This window comes from Thioclava pacifica DSM 10166 (genome assembly GCF_000714535.1).
Taxonomy (GTDB): Bacteria; Pseudomonadota; Alphaproteobacteria; order Rhodobacterales; family Rhodobacteraceae; genus Thioclava; species Thioclava pacifica.
The window spans coordinates 1-15,537 of record NZ_AUND01000015.1; the positions used below are offsets into that span (position 1 = coordinate 1).

Sequence of the window (15,537 nt, forward strand, 5' to 3'; positions counted from 1 at the left end):
GCGCTGCGACAGTTCAGGGTTTTCCTCGAGCAGGCGCAGGATGCGAAAGCGAACATCTTCCTGGATCTTGTCGCGCTGGCCTGCCATCAGGAGGCCGCATTCCGGCAGGCTACCGCATCAGCGCTGACTCGGGTCAGCCTGGGGGGAGGGGCAGTCACAATCTGGCGTCGAAAATCCGACATCGTTCAGAAATGAGCGTTAGCAGAATGCTGCAGCTGCTAAAAGGGTGTTTATGCAAATCCGGGGATCCGGCAAGGGCGATCACGGGTGTGTGACCGGGACGCCGTTCGAAGGCGGTGTCGTCTTGCTCCGCGACAGCTTGTAGAGGGTCAGCTCCTGCAGCGAGGGCGCCCCGCGCATCTCTGGTTCGAGAATTCCGGCTCGCTCCGAAATCCCGCGCCAGAGGATTGCGCGGGGAAGCGCGTCAGCTGCGCGCCTGGCGCGCGCGGATGCCGGGGGTGAGCAAGCGGCGCAGATCTTCGAGTGTCTCGCCGGCGCTGCGGCGCTCGAAGGCTAGCGCCAGGCGCTTCACATGTTTCGCGTCTTCGACGTCGAAGAGCTCGGCACAGTGATCGGCGGTCCGGGCGGCGCGCATTTGGGGGAATGGCCACCTGGCCGAAGGCGCGCGACAAAACCTGACGGCCAGGGTGCGTTCCGCGGCGAAGAAGCGCCCGCGATGATCGAATTCCCCGGGAGGGTGAGTTCGACGTTCCTTGCGGTCGATATATTCGAACGCTGCCGCGATTTCGTCGCCGGTATAGGCGAGGCTCATCGCGAAGACGGCGAAGTCGTGACGCGGGCCCGAGGTGGGGAGGGTGTCGAGCATGATGTTGTCCTTTCCTTTCTTGATGACCTCAGTTTAGGCGAGGAGGGCGAAAATCTGGCCTTGGAAAAGCTCGAAAATCCCGCGGTTTGGTCGAATTATGTGGACAACTCGGACAGTCGCGTCGGCAAGCCACCCAAGAGAGAGGGGGCGAGCATCTGCAGGGCCGACCTTCGCTGGGTTGTCGAATTCGGGTTTGGTTGCATGTGCAGCCGCAAGATTGGCTTGTCGGGCGCTCACGCTAGCCACAGGTGTTTCCGGCCGAGAAATTCGTCGACCGCTTTGCCTGCGGGCAAATGACGTCGCTAACGTGCTCTGTGCGGGGTCCCTGAAGCGGCGATCGCATCTTCTTGTGTTGTTGACAATTTCCAAGCTTACCTTAACGTAAATATTTTAACTGAAAGCCGATCGACGTGCGAAGGTTCATCAAAGAGCCGATTTCAGAAGTGCATGAAGCAATCCGTGCCCTTGTTGATGCGGCGGATGCGCATCTCGAACGGGATTTCGACACCGCAGCCGCTAAGTTCGAAGAAGCGAACTGTCCAATCACTTGGGAATGGCTCAACAATGCATGGACTGGCGTGAGCAAGAATGTCGTTTTCTGGAATCCGGAAAGCGATAGCGAATGTGTTCCAAAGTCCCAGCGCGATCCCGATCGTGCAATCAAGTCGTCGGTAAAAAAAGCGGTTCTTGAGCGTGATGGATACAGGTGTCGCTATTGCGGTTTGCCGGTCGTTCATGCCGACATACGCAAGATTGCCCATGGGCTATATCCATCTGCGGTTCCCTGGAATTCGAGAAAACCGGCCGAGCAGCATGCAGCCTTTCAAGTGTGCTGGCTTCAGTATGACCATGTCAAACCGCATAGTCACGGTGGAATGTCTTCGCTCGAGAACGTCGTGATTTCATGTGCGCTCTGCAATTTCGGCAAAGATCGTTTTACGCTAAAGCAGCTCGACATAGAGGATCCCCGCTTGCGCGAGCCTGTTCCATCCGATTTCGATGGTCTGGAGCGACTGCGCGGATCTGGGCCACCTAAAATCCGAACTTCGCCTCTTTCAGAAGAGAATACGCGTCCAAAGACGCCTCTTGCCCACAAACCTAGAAAGACATCTGAGAGTTTTTTCTTTCCTAGGGCATATGTCAGCGCAGGCTATGTCAACGTGCCTCCAGTCGCAGGCAAGGCGCGCTGGTTTAAGATCGGTTCGCCGGTTGAGGCTGAGATCGTCGAACGGAACGGTGTTCAAGGTTGCATCGTGCGCTGCCCGCGCGAAATGATCGATCGGCGCGGCATCGATGCGAATGAATACTTGGATCGCCCTGCTTCCAAGCCTGGGCCATAGAAAAAGCTCTTCTTCACTTCCCTGATGTTGAGCAGCGAAATGGTTCTCATAGCGGCATCTTCAAACGAACATATCGAGAATTCGATTGCCTGCATATCCTGCCGCACGGCGCCGCTACGACGTGCTATGACCCCCAGTTCCTCCAGTTGATGCTAGAGTCCGACCCAACAGAAGGATCGGACCATGAAGCCATCGAAGTTCAACGAAGCCCAGATCATCGACATCCTGAGGGAGGCCGAGGCAGGTGCGAAGACCGCCGATCTCTGCCGTCGGCATCCTCGACAAGTTCGCGCATTGTCGCCGGTTCCGCGTCTTCAAGGTGATCGACGATGTGACGAAGGAATGCCTGGCCGCCGTGGTCGACACTTCGATTTCGGGACGTCGGGTGGCGCGGGAGCTCACCGCCGTGATCGCAAAGCGAGGAAAACCGGGCTTGATCGTCAGCGATCATGGAACCGAGTTCACTTCGAACGCGATGCTGGCATGGACCGAGGAAGCTGACGTGTCCTGACACTTCATCGCGCCCGGCAAGCCGATGCAAAACGGAATCTGCGAAGCCTTCAATTCGAAGATGCGGGACGAGCTATTGAACGAGACGCTGTTTCACGGGCTCGACCATGCTCGCGCTGTCGTCGCGGATTGGGTGGCGGATTACAACGCCGAGCGCCCACACTCGGCGCTAGGCTACCAGACCGCCGCCGCCTTCGCGGCCCAACTCACCGCAATGGGGAAACAGAGCCAAACTCAACCCTCGACTTCTTCATCAGGAACGTCGGGGGAAACAGCACTTAGAAGAGCCATAAGCTCTTCGGTATAAAGGTGCATAAACGGGCTCCAGCTTACATCGACATCAGCTCGCGGCGTTCAATCCGCTTCCAGTCGCGCCCCGAGACGATACCCCAGTTGCCTGACTCATTTGGACGACGCCAACGCGGCGTAGCCATCTTCTGCAAAGCCGACAGCGCCTCCTCAAACGTGGAATTTTGAAATTCCTCGCCCTTGGCGCCGATCATGAACTTTCCTCCACGCGCAAGGCCAGGGTGGAAAAAGCTGCCATCCGCCGCGACGGGCACAAACACGACCTCGTCCGAGAAATCCGGGCTAGGCGCCTCGGGCAACACTTCGTCGGGCTTCTGCCAGATCGAAGCAAAGAATTCCTTGCGCCCCTTAAGCCATGTCGCTGCGCTTTCGGCCGTCAACCCTTGATCGATCCGTTCCAATACGCCATCTCCGCTGGACAGAATGTTCCGGATCCGTCCCTCGGTGACGCCTCCCAAGATTGCGAGCGACCAAATATCCACGACACCGGGAATTTCCGCGAAATCGTGGTCGTAACTGACCCCGATATCCAGCGCGTGGCGGGAGCGCGCAAGGTTGACGACACGACTGATCACCCCGTTCGCCTCAGGCTGCAGGCCACGCTCGAGATCAAAAAGCCGCAACGGCAAGGTTGCGATCCAATGCGACCGTTTTTCGAAAGGCACTTCTTCGGGTGTTACGCCGAACACGCCATAAAGTCCCGCGTCATCAAGCAACTTCGCAGCAGGCCAACCTGCATCAAGCAGCGAAGAGGATCCAAAGCTAAGTAGGCTCACCCAACTCTCCGCTTCGCGAGGCGCGTTAGGCACCATCTTAAAAAGGTGGGCAGCTACAGCATCACGCCCGAAAAGCTGTTCCAGCGCGAGACATGGCCGCTCTGCACATTTGCGAAGCTCATGCTCATATGCGCGGAGGTAAGCAACATGTCCAAGGGGTTCGTCGTCCGACCAAGCGTTGCGGCGAACCTGAGCCGTCATCGTGTCGGGGGTAAGGGGGGGCCTATTCATAGCTGTGTCCTTTAATTATCCATGCGGCGGATCGCTGCGCGGAGGTTATGTCGGGCGCGACGGTCAGAAGGAGTTGAAGCCGCGATGAGAAAGCCTCGCTCGAAATGAAGAGCGAAGTGACGGCCGCGATGCTCAATGCCAAGCAACTCGACACCCTCGGCACGGCACATCTGGTGATACTCTCTGATGATTTTTCGCATGAGGCAAAATCCGTGAAAAAACTTTTGTATGATCTTCATAATGGCCTCAATTGACGATTGTCAATCGCATTATTTCACGAATCACGAATTTTGCCTTTTGCCCTTTCGCCAGTGACGGCCTCTGCGCGAGAAGAGATGTCTTCTCCGTCCGGCATCGTGCGTATTGTCGGAGGGGAGCTGGAGATGAAATCCGTCGAGGTTGGCGGGAAGCGCTTTCCTCTCGGAGATTTCCATGCCGACCTCATCGAGAAAGTCGGAAATCTGGTGCGCGTCAGTGTGGTTATCCGACATGCTGCAAAGAACTAAGCCGACCCTGTCCGCAATTGCACAGCCTTCAGCTCAGAGGACTACACGTGCATGAGGCATCGGCAGTGGATCAGTAAGGGCAGTCCGGCCCCGGCCGCAAAACGCCCTCCGCAGTGGCGCGGCCCAACGCAACATCTTGACCGCGCTCAGTCAGCTCGAGCACCCGATTATCGTCGTATTGGCCCAGCCGCACCAAGCCGAAGGTCTCCAGTGAGCAGGCGGTCGAAGTGAGTTCGTCTCGTGTGGCTGCAAGCGCAATTACTCGGAGCCAATCCAAAAGGACGAGTTCATGCATTCGGTAGCACGGAGCCCGCTCGAGCGCACGCAAAACAGCCAAAGCTCGATGCGTTTCTTTGATGGCTTCAATCGGCGCGACATTGTTAGACGTCATAAAGGATTCACGCCCATCACCAAATCTGTCTCCTTCATTCAGCTCGGTTATTGGCCTGATCTTGAAGAACCATCAGACGAGCCATTAGGTCATCGAAAGCGATGGAGTCTGACTGAAGCAGCCCAGCTTCCTGCATTTTCTGGTAGTCTTGGGCCAGCGCCTCAAGGGCCTCCCCTTCTGGGATCAGGCAAAGCGACCCTGAGACGGCATCGGCATAGTTAATCGTCGCGCCCGCACGATCGGTTTCGCGAAAAAAGTGCTGTTTGTGCTTCGCAACATCTTGAGCAAGCGTCTTATCCTCCAGCGCCTGTGCAGCGATACCCACAGCCTGCAGACGATCAAGATCGTACCAGTGACGCGCATAGCGGTCGCCGCCTCGAAACGTGCCTCGCAGGCAATAGGCATGGATAGCTGTCGCCTTCTCCCAAAACGTCCGTTCGGCCATCATCACACGAGGCATGGCAACGGGCGTAAACAATTCAGGTAGCGCCCCAGAGAGGTCGCAAACCACTTCGTGACGCTGCGCCGGTTCACCTGTGGACCTGGCGCCAAATTCCAAGAAGACCGAGGATCGAACATATCCGCTGCCGCCGCGCACCGCGTCGTAGTTCAGATAGATCTTGTCACCTTCCACACGGATTTCTGCCGGGAGCGCCGCTGCCTTGACCTTGTCCGACAAAATGGGGGCCACTTTTGACGCCACCCACTCGCCCAAGCGATCCCGAACGGCTTCGGTCCATTTCTGAGCTTGCGAGCGGCTTGGCGGATATGGATCGTCGGGATCCTTGATAAGATCTGGAATGATCTGCCGGATATCATATGTCAGATCGACATCTTCTGAAAACCGGTCGATCGCCTTATAGACCTTGGAAAGCGACGTTCCGCCCTTGAATACCAGGTGTTCGCCAAGATCACTGTCGAACAAGGCGTTTAGGACCCAAACGACCCAGATGTCCTTTTCCAAAAGGTCCGCGGGCCGCCCCAGTTTCGAGGCGGCCACTTCCAGCGCGTCGATCTTGTCTTCGCGCGACAGCGAAAAATAGGTTTGGCTTTCGGTCATTGCGATGACGCTAGCGCGCTAAGTTCCTTTGCCATCCAGGTCGGCGCAGAGGCGCGAAAGCTCAGAAGCTCCCGCTGCTCCTCTTCGTTCAACGTCGCTTTGATGCGCCTCAAAGCATGAGCAGCTTCGGACTTGCCGAAATAGGCGAGCGCCCGAAAGGCGTGCCCGGCACGGCTGTTGGGCGCACGAAGCTGCCAGCTCGGCACGTGTTTAAGCTCGACGCTTTGCGCTCCGAGCTTCAGATGACGGCTCGGCCCGGAGGTCCAAAAAACCTGACGGGATGGATTCTGCGTCGAAATGCCGAGCAAGTTCGCTGCCGACGCCCCGCTTTGCGACACGCGCTCACCGGTTGATTTCGCAATGTGCTCAACCACGGCCTCAACCGATGGCGCCCGGGTCCCGAAGCGGGTTTTCACAGGCTGCGCGAACAATCCCCGTTTCACGCGCATAAGCTCACCCCGCCGAACCAACCGCGACAACGCCTGGTCCACCGCGGCACGCTCTCCAAGGTGCAACAACTCCCGCGCCGACAGGGTCGCACCCTCCGGCAGCGCTTCAGCATAGGCCATGATCGCTTGAGATGTGGTTTGCATCTTCGCCTCCAAGTGTCAGATATATAGTTTAGTTTCTGACAGTTTTCAAGCTGAGGCTGCTCGGCCCCCTGAAAACTGGACGGTTTGAAGCTGGAGTTTTCAGCTAAGTTTTCCTGGCTAGGCTCCAGACTCGTTAATTTTCAAAGCCAGAAGATGACAGTTGCGGCGAGGGCTGCGGCGGACAGAAAGACCTTCGGGCGCCTGTCGTAACGGGTTGCAACATGGCGCCAGTCCTTGAGCGCACCGAACATGATCTCGATACGGTTGCGCCGCTTGTAGCGGCGCTTGTCGTATTTGATGGGCTTGCCTCGGGACTTCCGGCCCGGGATGCAGGGCTTATTCCCCTTGTCCTGCAAGGCTTCACGATACCAGTCGGCGTCATAGCCCCGATCGACCAACAGCCATTCGGCCTCGGGCAGGCTGCTCAGGAGGGTCGCCGCACCCGTGTAGTCGCTGACCTGGCCGGCTGTCATGAAGAGCTTGATCGGGCGGCCATGCCCCCCTTTTTCAACCGCAGGCTCGAAGCGGTGCGGTGCGCCTTGAGATGGATGGCGTTGATCATCACCGTCTTCCGGTCTGCGGCCTCGTACGTAAGCCCCTCCATCATCCGGGCGAAAACGCCCCGTTCGTGGCTTCTCTCGGGCCAGTGGCGTTCAGCCACTCACCTCCAGCGCTTCCATCGGTTGTAGAGGGGCTTCGGTGGGCCATGCTCCGGCGGCGCATCGGACCAACGCAAGCCATTGCGATTGATGAAAATTATCCCGCTCAAGACCCGTCGATCATCGACCCTGGGCTTGCCATGGCTCTTTGGAAAGAACGGCCGTAGCCGCACCATCTGCTCGTCGGTCAGCCAGAATAGATTATTCATCTTGCCCCCATCAGTTCGGAAGCGTGAATCGCGTCAGCAAGGTGGTCGCAAGCCAATTAATGGGTCCAGACCCTACCTTGAACGCGGGTTTTGCGAGCGTGCGTTAGAAGTTGGTTAACGCCGCTCGTAAAAACGTTAAGACAGGCACAGTGGGGTAATATTCGGCGCAAGCCGCATTGATCTTGGTGCTTTGTCTGGAGGGCGTTGCATAGTAAAGTGGTGAACAGATTTTTCTCGAGGCCGAAATGTTCACATTATTTCAGAAGGCTCAGGTTTTCTTTCTTGCTGCCTTGATCTTGACGATAAGGTGCGTTGTGCCTTCCTGCGCTGAGCCCATGGTCTTCGTAGACAAGGGGGCAATCAATGGTTGCCCGTCGTGCATTGCAGTAGAGGCTACCGGTGAGATCACTACGGATACTCCCGAACGCTTTAGAAAGCTGATCGAATCCAAGCCTATCGGCATCGGAATATTTTCAGCCAGAATGGTCTGGCTTGACTCGCCAGGAGGTGACCTAAAGGCCGCATTGGAGCTTGGTCGATTGTTTCGCAAACATCGTATTCAAGCTTGGACGGGAATGCCGAACTCGATGGGCGGTCTCGGGACCTGCCAATCTGCATGTGCATACGCTTTTCTTGGTGCAGCAGATAGAATTGTTACGGCACCAGGGATGGAGGAGGCAAAAGGCGCGAGGACTACGCTCGGGTTTCACCAATTTTTTGACAGCGACCTATTGTCTAAGCGCGAGCAGGCTGCCTTTACTGGCGTGGATCGTATTAAAGATCAGTATGTTGTGGGTGTGCTAATCGAATATCTTATAGAAATGAAAATCCATACGGATCTTTATACCGTCGCATCCGAAACGCCTCCCGGAGAGATGCATTTTCTCACAAACGAAGAGGCGGTGCGATTCGGTGTTGTTGAAGGTGACCAGCCGTTCAAACAAGCGGCTCTGCAAGATTCTATCGGCTATCAATGGCAGATATTACCCTATGGAGACGGGCTGCGGCTCGAGTTGAGCGCTGGAGACCGCGGCGAAAGGATCTTCTGTATGACGCGTGAACCGAATATGGTTCATGTCCAACTCTTGCGGCGCACCCCTGATGGTTCCACTTTTGTAGATACAGACTATGCGTCTGGAGATCTTCGCGACTATCTAGGCAACATACACAAACCCTCTGCTGAGCTTGAATCTGGGGCGATTGTTCCCGTTGTCTTTGGCGGATTGTTTGGAGATAGCGAAGGCGATTTCAGCTTCCTCTTAGACTTGAAGTTTTCCTTGGAGGCTTTCCACCAGTTGTCACGGGACACGAGCTTCGTGATTATGCCTCAGGACGAACCTGAGCATGGCCCCGCCTCAGTAAGGACTGGAAGCGGGGTCCTCTTGATGGACGTGCTTTCCGGGGTTCTCCCACACAACGGACGTTCCGATCTTCTGAAGCTCATGAGGAAAAATTGCGCATGATGCGATTTTTTGCGCTTATCATAACAATTATTCCGTCACTTTGTTTCGCTGATAATGCGCAATTCAAGGCAGTTACGCGCAGTGGCGGCGCTTGCGATAAGGAATGCCCGGTTCTGGTTTTCGAAGGTGCTATCTCATCTGAGACTTTGAAGCAATTTGCAGAACTAGATTTAAATTCCGCTGATACCATTGTTCTCAACTCACTTGCTGGAGATTTGGAACCCTCAATGGAGCTTGGACGTGCGATCCGGCGTAACCGTCTCGCGACACGGATCGCTCGTCTGACGCCGTCCGGCTTCGAGCCGGGGTTTTGCAAGGGCGGCTGTGCGCTCACGTTCCTCGGCGGAATACAGCGTGACGCCCCGCCAGACGATAACGCATTAGTATTTGAGCGTCCTAACAATGCGGAAATACTGGCTGGACTAAGTGAAAGGACCTTCACGGCGCTCGATCGCCTGAAAGAGCAGATTGCCGTTGGGCTTTTCGTTACCTACCTTTCAGAGATGGGCGTCAGCCCCGAAATTTATGCTGAAGTCTCCAAACTTCGCCCAGGTTCTAACTTTCCGATCGATGAGGCACTAGCCGTATCTTTGCGCATTGCCATGCCACGTGCCCAACTTCAATGGAGAATGGCGAGTATGATGGATGGGATTGTTTTAGAGACCGAATTTCCGGGGCAGCCAACTATTGGTCTGTTTTGCTATTCGAATAACAGCGGTTTGCGATTGCAGCTGACTTTTGAGCACGTTCGGGCAGTTCGAGACTCAAGTGCTCAGCAAGTATGCATAGGAAGCCGTTGCGTTTCGGTTCAGGAGTTAAGGCAGGGTCGCGATCTGCTTTATCTAACAGCTGGTGAGAATGAGTTTCCCGTCCAACTCGCAGACATTTTCGATGATCCCGTCCACAAAGGCGGCGCGCGGCTCGAGTTCATAATTCCAGAATTGGCTTGGGATGCAGTGCTAGGCGCACGACGCCTGGCGATCGCCACGCGCGGAATGCAAATTCGAAATAATATCATGTTGGAGCGAGACCTGGAGCCGCTGCAGGATGCGCGAATGTCATTACTCGTGCGCAGAAATTGCTTGTGACTAGCAGCGTGTCTCGTAATTCACGAGAAGCGACATGCGATCTCCCAAGCCGGTGAGCAGGTATTCATCCCGCATCTTGAACACATAGGGCAAGAGAAGGCAGGCATATCGGACAGCAACTTCGTCGAGATGGGCGCTCAGGATTTTTTCGTCGCACGTTTTTGTTTCGATGCAGACTTCAGCGTCATCAAAATAACTTACCAGAGTTATGATGTCCTGATCGAAGAGAAGCCGGTCGCTGCTCGTTTCGGCAAGGCTACCTATATAGGTCGCCATCGTGTCGCGAGGGACCCTGACGCCTTTGAATTTCTTGATTTCCGAACGGGCGAGTTCAGATGAAATTCTGCGCTGAACGTCAAGCAGGCGGTCCTCGCTGAGCCGCGACAACACAGTGAAGGTCGCATCTCGTCTCACTTGTGCCTGCTGCGCCCTGTAAGTCATAAGCCCGATGACCAAAGAAACGATCACAGTCAAGCCAGCAAGAAGCTCAATTACGACCTTTATTCCTTGGAGAGTTGTCAATTTTTGCAAGGAACTGTCTTTGGCAGAAGTGCCTTCTCGTCGTCCATGCGGATCATGTTTGATGTCAGACATTTTAGATCCGATGCCTTGTAAACGACCACGTCATCATAGCCAGACGCCGAACGGTCTTCTCCCGTATGTATATCCGGTGCGGCGCCCATGTTAGCTTTCCCATCCATCGCGCTTGCGAAGATGTCAGTTTCCGGACAGGTTCCAATCGTGATGACGACGACATCGGCAGCGCTCTCAAGATACGCTTGTTTGTTTTTAAGGAGGCAGCGCGCTTGATCTGGAGTAACAACCCAATCCTGTGCCTCCAAGCTGCTTGGAACGGAGGCAAAAGCAAGAATAAAAGACAATGTACGCTTCATTGGCGTTTACCAGATGATTTCACTCGAGCGTGAGCTGCGCGCGGTCTTCTGTCAATACCTCTGATCCGTCGTGCCTGAATGGTTCGGTTTGAGCGTTGTCGCATGATCGCTCTTGGCGACCTAAATGTAACGGTTTCACCCCGGCTCCTCTCAGTAATCCGTCCCCTGCCTGTTATCCCAGAGGCGAAGGATTTCGATCTGAGTCGGCATGACGCGATATATCAGCGAGAACGGTGTCAGATCGTCTCTCGCACGACCGGCGCGCTCGATCTGAGGCAAAAATCATCCCTGTCTCCGCAAGTGAGCGCTCACTTGGATCGGCTCTTCGAGATCATGGCGGAGCAAGGCGTGGCCCGATATTTCTTTAAGGTCGGGCGAATGCCAAAGGCTATTTCTGCCATCGGGTATGGTGGGTTCTTTCGCATGGAACCTGGAATGATGCGCGCGGCCTTCCAGCAGGATGCCTCGGGTTGGGGGTGGAACAAGGAGAGCTGGAATGCCGTGATTGCTGACGACATTCTCACGGATCACTGCCCCGAGGCGATCGACATCAGCTCTTGGGCCGCACAAGCTAGCACAATCGTTCCGAACGACGTGGAGTTGCGGACGATTGTGTTCTCAGCGGAAAGTGGATTGATCGTCGAGCACGGCGAAATCGACGGTTGCGAAGCGTCAATCCTTCATCAAAGGAAGGGTCAGCTTGCGCAGGTGCGGGACGCCGACGCTCACAAGTTAAAGGAAAAATCGCCACAGCCGGCGTAATGCCGATAGTCGAAACCGTCTGCAGTCGCCCGCGGCGAATGGACTTTCCAACGCGGTCACTCCGTCGGATTGAATGCCTCCGCCGTGGAAACGGCGGGGGCTGCTAGCAAGATCAGCACCAGCCTTGTCAGAATTTTGAAGAGGCCACAGGGCGGGGATGCTCTTCGCGCGCCCCGCAGGTGCCGATGCGTCGCATGGTGCTATGGTCAAACATCGACCGAGTAGTCCGTTGATGGCGCTCAGAGCCGTGCGATCACGTTTTCCCGCGCTCAGGTTGGGGACCCTGTGGCGACAGGCGGTACGCTAAGTGCGGACGCTGTGACAATCACGCGGCTCGGGAATGCGCTGATCGACTGTGAGAGGCGGCGGGCGCTGGCGGTGGGGGCGGTGAAAGATTAAGGTGACCTGACGCGACTGAAGTTACAGTCTATTTCTTGTCTGCCAAACGCATTTGTACCGCTTGTTTTTCGACGAGGCGGTCAAACACTTTGATCACGCTTTTGTTTTTCTCTTCATAGGCGATGTATTCGCCGTCTTCGAAGTGGATGAGGTAGCTCGCGGTTTTCCGCTTCCTTCCGCCATAGGCGGCTCCGGCGAGGAAGCCGATTCCGCCCGTAAGAACGCCGCCAATGATAGCCCCTGCCGCTGCTTTGCCGCCGGACCTGAATACTTCGGCGTCGATCTCCTCGACACTCTTGAACTGGGATTGATCGTACTTGGTCGCTTTCCAGCCCTTAACTATCGTAAATTTAACTTTTCCACCAAAGCTCAGACCGGTGGTGAGCGCGCAGTCACCAAATGAGCTTTCGATAACTCTGGCCATAGCCCATCTCCAATTTTCTACGTCAAATTGCGGACAACTATGAGCGAGGCAGCATACTCAGCGCAATTACCAATCGGATTTCGATGGCCTCTATTTTGGAGAGGAGAGCGCAAAGGGCATGCAAAACCTGCCACTTATTCCCTCGCTTGATCCCGGGTTCCTGATTTTCATCGGCGTGTGCGCGGTCGGTTGTCTCCGTTACGATTTGAGGGCAGCTGCCGAACGGAAACTCGCCTCGGTAGCCCCCACCCGCGAAGGGTGACAACCTGTTTACACGACATTAAAAATTTCGAATATTTCGAATGTTGCGATTGTTTCGAATGACGGATACCCTATATTCAACACGAGAAGAGAGAACCGGAGAGAGAAGATGAACGCCCTCAGAAAAGGGGCGTTTTTTGATCGTTTGCCCGACGAGGTCGAGATCAAGAACGCCGCACAGCTCAGAACGATTGTCGCTTCCCAGATCAAGGAAGGCGAGCCGACTAAACTATCGCTTGCCTTGGAAGGCGGTGAAGTCCGAACCGTGACGCTTGCGCCTGCCTTGACGGCTTCGCTGCTCGAGGTGCTGCGGCTTGTGTCGAGCGGTCGCGGGTTCCGGGTGATCCCCGTCGAGTCAGAGCTGACCACGCAGCAGGCGGCGGACCTTCTCAATGTGTCCCGCCCGTTCCTGGTAAAGCTTCTCGAGGAAGGCGAGATTCCGTTTGCGAAGACCGGCCGTCATCGCCGTGTTCGTGCCGACGATCTGTTTGCCTACAAGGAGAAGCGTGACGCGTCTCGCTCTGATGCTTTGAGTGACCTTGCTGCAATGGATGCGGAAGACGGTCTTGTATGAGCCGATACGCTGATCGGTTCACGGCTCTCCTCGATGCCTGCGTGCTTGGCGGAGCGCTTCGCAGAAACATGCTCCTGAGCCTTTCATAGCAGAGGCACGAAGCACTGTCGGCGATTGTGGCCGACTTGCCGCGTGGGGACAGGCGCATTCCTCCGAGGGCTGAGAATTCACATGAGAGGTCCCAATCACCACGGCTCCGGCGTCTCATCAGACGGCTCCGGCGGGCTGGCCGCATCGCTCGGCTGCCCACGCAGGATCGCCCTCGCGCGCGCCAGCGGATCCTCGATCCGGCGCGCCTCGATCGCCGCGATCTCGTGTTCCAGCCTCTCGAAGATCGGGGCATAGGTTGGTTTTTCCAGCATCAGCTCGGCGACGTGCAGCCGCGCGTTCACGAGCCGCTCCAGAAGGGCTGCATCGGTCTGGGTGAAGTTGGTTGCGCGATGCGATTTTCGCATATTCGGCGTGAAGGGGCGCTGGGCCATGGCATGCATCTCCTGAGACCGCGCGAGCGAGGCTCGGCGGTGGAAAACGGGACGATCCGGTGCGGATCTCGGTGATGCGTCCAGTCTAGGTGCCGGGGGCGAAAAAACGGGTTTGCGATTTTTCGTGGCACGGAAAATTCGCTCGAGTTGGTTGCCGCTCGTTTTCGGGAGCGCCTGGCGCTAGCGGTTGCGCTCTGTCGCATTTTCTTTCTATCTGTGAGCTTTCGATGGAAAGATTTTCGCACATGTCATTTTTCGAGATCCTCAGAGCCGAACGCGTGGGGCGCGGGCTCACGCAGGCCGAACTCGCATCCCGCGCCAAGATCAGCATCCCCACCCTGCGCGCCCTGGAGCGCGGGGCAGGCACGATCCTTTCGCTCGAGGCCGTCTTGCCGGTCCTTTGCCTGCGCTGGCGTGTCACGACGCCCGGGAAACATATGGGACGCGTGCTCATGGAGCGGCGGCGTGCGCGCGGTTTTTCGCAGCAGGCTCTCGCCCGCAAGATCGGCTGCAGCCGCGTGACGGTCATTGCCTTGGAAGCGGAGTTTTCCGGGCGTGTTGCGACGCTTGCCGCAGCCTTACGGCTGCTCCGCATCCATAAACCTCTGGAGCTAAGCGATCTGGCGAAGCGGCGAGGGTTGGTGCCGCCGAAAAATGACGCGGAACAGGACCGTGTCATGACGCCGCCGGATCTGGCCAAGGCAATCATCGATCATTTTTCGCATGCGATGACGGGGCGCATTCTCGATCCGTCGCGCGGGGAAGGGGCGTTCTTTGATCATTTCCCGGATCACCTGGAGCGCAACTGGTGCGAGATCAGTGAGGGGCGCGACTTTCTGGCATGGAGCGAAAGCGTGGAGTGGGTCGTCACCAATCCGCCCTGGTCAGAGCTGCGGACGTTCACGCGGCACGCGATGCAGGTTTGCGAAAATATCGTCTGGCTTGCGCCACTCACGAACCTGACGACGAAGGCGCGGTTGCGGGATCTCGAAGAGACCGGATTCGGGATTGCGGAATTGCTCTTCGTCGACACACCGAAGAGCTGGCCGCAAAGCGGCTTTCAGATCGTCGCGGCTCATTTGAAAAGAGGATATACGGGGCATTGGAAGGTCGCCCAGCTTCGAGAGGGAGAGGGCGCACCAGTCTCCTGGTGTCACCCGTAATTTCTCTTCTGCCGACCTAGGTTCGAGCGCTTTCAGGTCTCGTCCAGCACGTCCAGAGATCCCATATCTTGAGCCGTGCCCCCATCGGCCTCGCGCCATGGACGAATGTCATAGACGTCTCGTCCCTCCTGAAGCTCGATCGAGATGCCGCGCTCCAGGAGCCAGGCTGTCGCAAATTCCATCAGCCGCGATCTGCGTTCGTGGTCGTCCTCGATGCCATAGAGATGGAGATGGGCCAATCCGGGCTCGCCATAATGGGCGAGGGCCGAGACGAAGAGATCGAGGTCCGGATTGCGCGCCCGAAGCAATGTCTCCAACGCGCCGAGGAGTCTTGGGCGTTGAGTTCTCGCTCGAGCCAGTTCCTGATCGATAGACATAGCAGCCTCAAAGGCTGAGGAACTTGACGGATTTCGGTTCGCGGCTCTTTACGAAGCCAACCCGGTCTGCACGCACGTTCTTGAAGACCATATTCTGCCGTTGCAGCTCGCTGGGAGTGACCTCGCCCCTGGCCAGACGTTCTTCATCTTTCGCGCGGCTTCGCGCCTTTTCCTCTTGCCGTTTCCTGTAAAGATCTTCCATGCGCGGTCCTCCGTGAAAGCAGTGTCCCACCGGGTGGTG

Annotated in this window: 19 protein-coding genes and 2 pseudogenes; 9 read left to right on the plus strand and 12 right to left on the minus strand. The window is 56.5% G+C overall.

Annotated elements, in window-relative coordinates; translation table 11 throughout:
- The coding region (locus tag TP2_RS18630; RefSeq protein ID WP_169739515.1) for a hypothetical protein at positions 1–195 on the plus strand (195 nt) is incomplete at its 5' end.
- A 229-nt stretch (positions 196–424) separates the two neighbouring features.
- Here the strand turns inward: TP2_RS18630 and TP2_RS08980 are convergent.
- A complete protein-coding gene (locus tag TP2_RS08980; protein WP_051692397.1) occupies positions 425–826 on the minus strand; it encodes a hypothetical protein in 402 nt (133 codons plus the stop codon).
- Between the two features lie 410 nt (positions 827–1,236).
- Here TP2_RS08980 and TP2_RS18485 point away from each other — a divergent pair, with 410 nt between their 5' ends.
- Positions 1,237–2,166: an HNH endonuclease gene (locus TP2_RS18485; protein ID WP_169739516.1), complete on the plus strand. Its 930-nt coding sequence runs from the start codon at positions 1,237–1,239 to the stop codon at positions 2,164–2,166.
- Between the two features lie 280 nt (positions 2,167–2,446).
- Positions 2,447–2,983 (plus strand): annotated as a pseudogene (locus TP2_RS08990) (integrase core domain-containing protein); the annotation flags it as partial.
- 22 nt (positions 2,984–3,005) lie between these two features.
- On the opposite strand, the gene TP2_RS18635 reads toward TP2_RS08990, so the two are convergent.
- A complete protein-coding gene (locus TP2_RS18635; protein ID WP_240473739.1) occupies positions 3,006–3,761 on the minus strand; it encodes a hypothetical protein in 756 nt (251 codons plus the stop codon).
- Between the two features lie 335 nt (positions 3,762–4,096).
- On the opposite strand from TP2_RS18635, the gene TP2_RS18490 reads away from it, so the two are divergent.
- Entirely contained in the window at positions 4,097–4,246 is a 150-nt protein-coding gene (locus TP2_RS18490; protein WP_157617082.1) for a hypothetical protein, read from the plus strand.
- A 322-nt stretch (positions 4,247–4,568) separates the two neighbouring features.
- Here the strand turns inward: TP2_RS18490 and TP2_RS19065 are convergent, their stop codons facing one another.
- From TP2_RS19065 to TP2_RS18280, 4 genes and pseudogenes are all read right to left on the minus strand, one after another.
- Complete coding sequence (locus TP2_RS19065) at positions 4,569–4,889, minus strand: VpaChn25_0724 family phage protein (RefSeq protein ID WP_051692399.1); 321 nt, start codon at positions 4,887–4,889, stop codon at positions 4,569–4,571.
- A 34-nt stretch (positions 4,890–4,923) separates the two neighbouring features.
- Complete coding sequence (locus TP2_RS09005; protein ID WP_038076376.1) at positions 4,924–5,949, minus strand: nucleotidyl transferase AbiEii/AbiGii toxin family protein; 1,026 nt, start codon at positions 5,947–5,949, stop codon at positions 4,924–4,926.
- Positions 5,946–6,542, minus strand: a complete 597-nt coding sequence (locus TP2_RS09010) for a DUF6088 family protein (RefSeq protein ID WP_038076379.1) — start codon at positions 6,540–6,542, stop codon at positions 5,946–5,948. The genes TP2_RS09005 and TP2_RS09010 overlap by 4 nt, the downstream gene beginning before the upstream one ends.
- Before the next feature lie 140 nt (positions 6,543–6,682).
- Positions 6,683–7,410 (minus strand): annotated as a pseudogene (locus TP2_RS18280) (IS5 family transposase).
- Between the two features lie 245 nt (positions 7,411–7,655).
- On the opposite strand from TP2_RS18280, the gene TP2_RS09025 reads away from it, so the two are divergent.
- Entirely contained in the window at positions 7,656–8,873 is a 1,218-nt protein-coding gene (locus TP2_RS09025) for a COG3904 family protein (RefSeq protein ID WP_038076383.1), read from the plus strand.
- Positions 8,870–9,961 (plus strand): hypothetical protein, encoded by a 1,092-nt coding sequence (locus tag TP2_RS09030; RefSeq protein WP_038076386.1) that lies wholly within the window; start codon positions 8,870–8,872, stop codon positions 9,959–9,961. Before TP2_RS09025 ends, TP2_RS09030 begins: the two co-directional genes overlap by 4 nt.
- On the opposite strand, the gene TP2_RS09035 is transcribed toward TP2_RS09030, so the two are convergent.
- Positions 9,962–10,555, minus strand: coding sequence for a hypothetical protein (locus tag TP2_RS09035; protein ID WP_169739517.1), 594 nt, complete (start codon positions 10,553–10,555; stop codon positions 9,962–9,964).
- The gene (locus TP2_RS18500) at positions 10,480–10,854 is read right to left on the minus strand and encodes a hypothetical protein (protein WP_157617084.1); all 375 of its coding nucleotides are present in this window, start codon (positions 10,852–10,854) and stop codon (positions 10,480–10,482) included. The genes TP2_RS09035 and TP2_RS18500 overlap by 76 nt, the downstream gene beginning before the upstream one ends.
- Before the next feature lie 312 nt (positions 10,855–11,166).
- Between TP2_RS18500 and TP2_RS09040 the strand changes: the two genes are divergently transcribed.
- Positions 11,167–11,616, plus strand: a complete 450-nt coding sequence (locus TP2_RS09040; RefSeq protein ID WP_038076390.1) for a hypothetical protein — start codon at positions 11,167–11,169, stop codon at positions 11,614–11,616.
- Between the two features lie 427 nt (positions 11,617–12,043).
- Here the strand turns inward: TP2_RS09040 and TP2_RS09045 are convergent, their stop codons facing one another.
- The gene (locus TP2_RS09045; protein ID WP_038076393.1) at positions 12,044–12,439 is read right to left on the minus strand and encodes a hypothetical protein; all 396 of its coding nucleotides are present in this window, start codon (positions 12,437–12,439) and stop codon (positions 12,044–12,046) included.
- 370 nt (positions 12,440–12,809) lie between these two features.
- Between TP2_RS09045 and TP2_RS09050 the strand changes: the two genes are divergently transcribed.
- Positions 12,810–13,274, plus strand: coding sequence for a helix-turn-helix domain-containing protein (locus TP2_RS09050; protein ID WP_038076395.1), 465 nt, complete (start codon positions 12,810–12,812; stop codon positions 13,272–13,274).
- Between the two features lie 185 nt (positions 13,275–13,459).
- Here TP2_RS09050 and TP2_RS09055 read toward each other — a convergent pair whose 3' ends face one another.
- A complete protein-coding gene (locus TP2_RS09055) occupies positions 13,460–13,756 on the minus strand; it encodes a hypothetical protein (RefSeq protein ID WP_038076397.1) in 297 nt (98 codons plus the stop codon).
- A gap of 245 nt (positions 13,757–14,001) precedes the next feature.
- On the opposite strand from TP2_RS09055, the gene TP2_RS18285 reads away from it, so the two are divergent.
- Positions 14,002–14,919, plus strand: a complete 918-nt coding sequence (locus TP2_RS18285; RefSeq protein ID WP_169739518.1) for a helix-turn-helix domain-containing protein — start codon at positions 14,002–14,004, stop codon at positions 14,917–14,919.
- Positions 14,920–14,951: 32 nt separating this feature from the next.
- On the opposite strand, the gene TP2_RS09065 is transcribed toward TP2_RS18285, so the two are convergent.
- Both TP2_RS09065 and TP2_RS09070 read right to left on the minus strand, forming a co-directional pair.
- Positions 14,952–15,227: a hypothetical protein gene (locus TP2_RS09065; RefSeq protein ID WP_038076400.1), complete on the minus strand. Its 276-nt coding sequence runs from the start codon at positions 15,225–15,227 to the stop codon at positions 14,952–14,954.
- Between the two features lie 76 nt (positions 15,228–15,303).
- Positions 15,304–15,537: hypothetical protein (locus tag TP2_RS09070; RefSeq protein ID WP_206198336.1), on the minus strand; the 234-nt coding region annotated here is incomplete at its 5' end.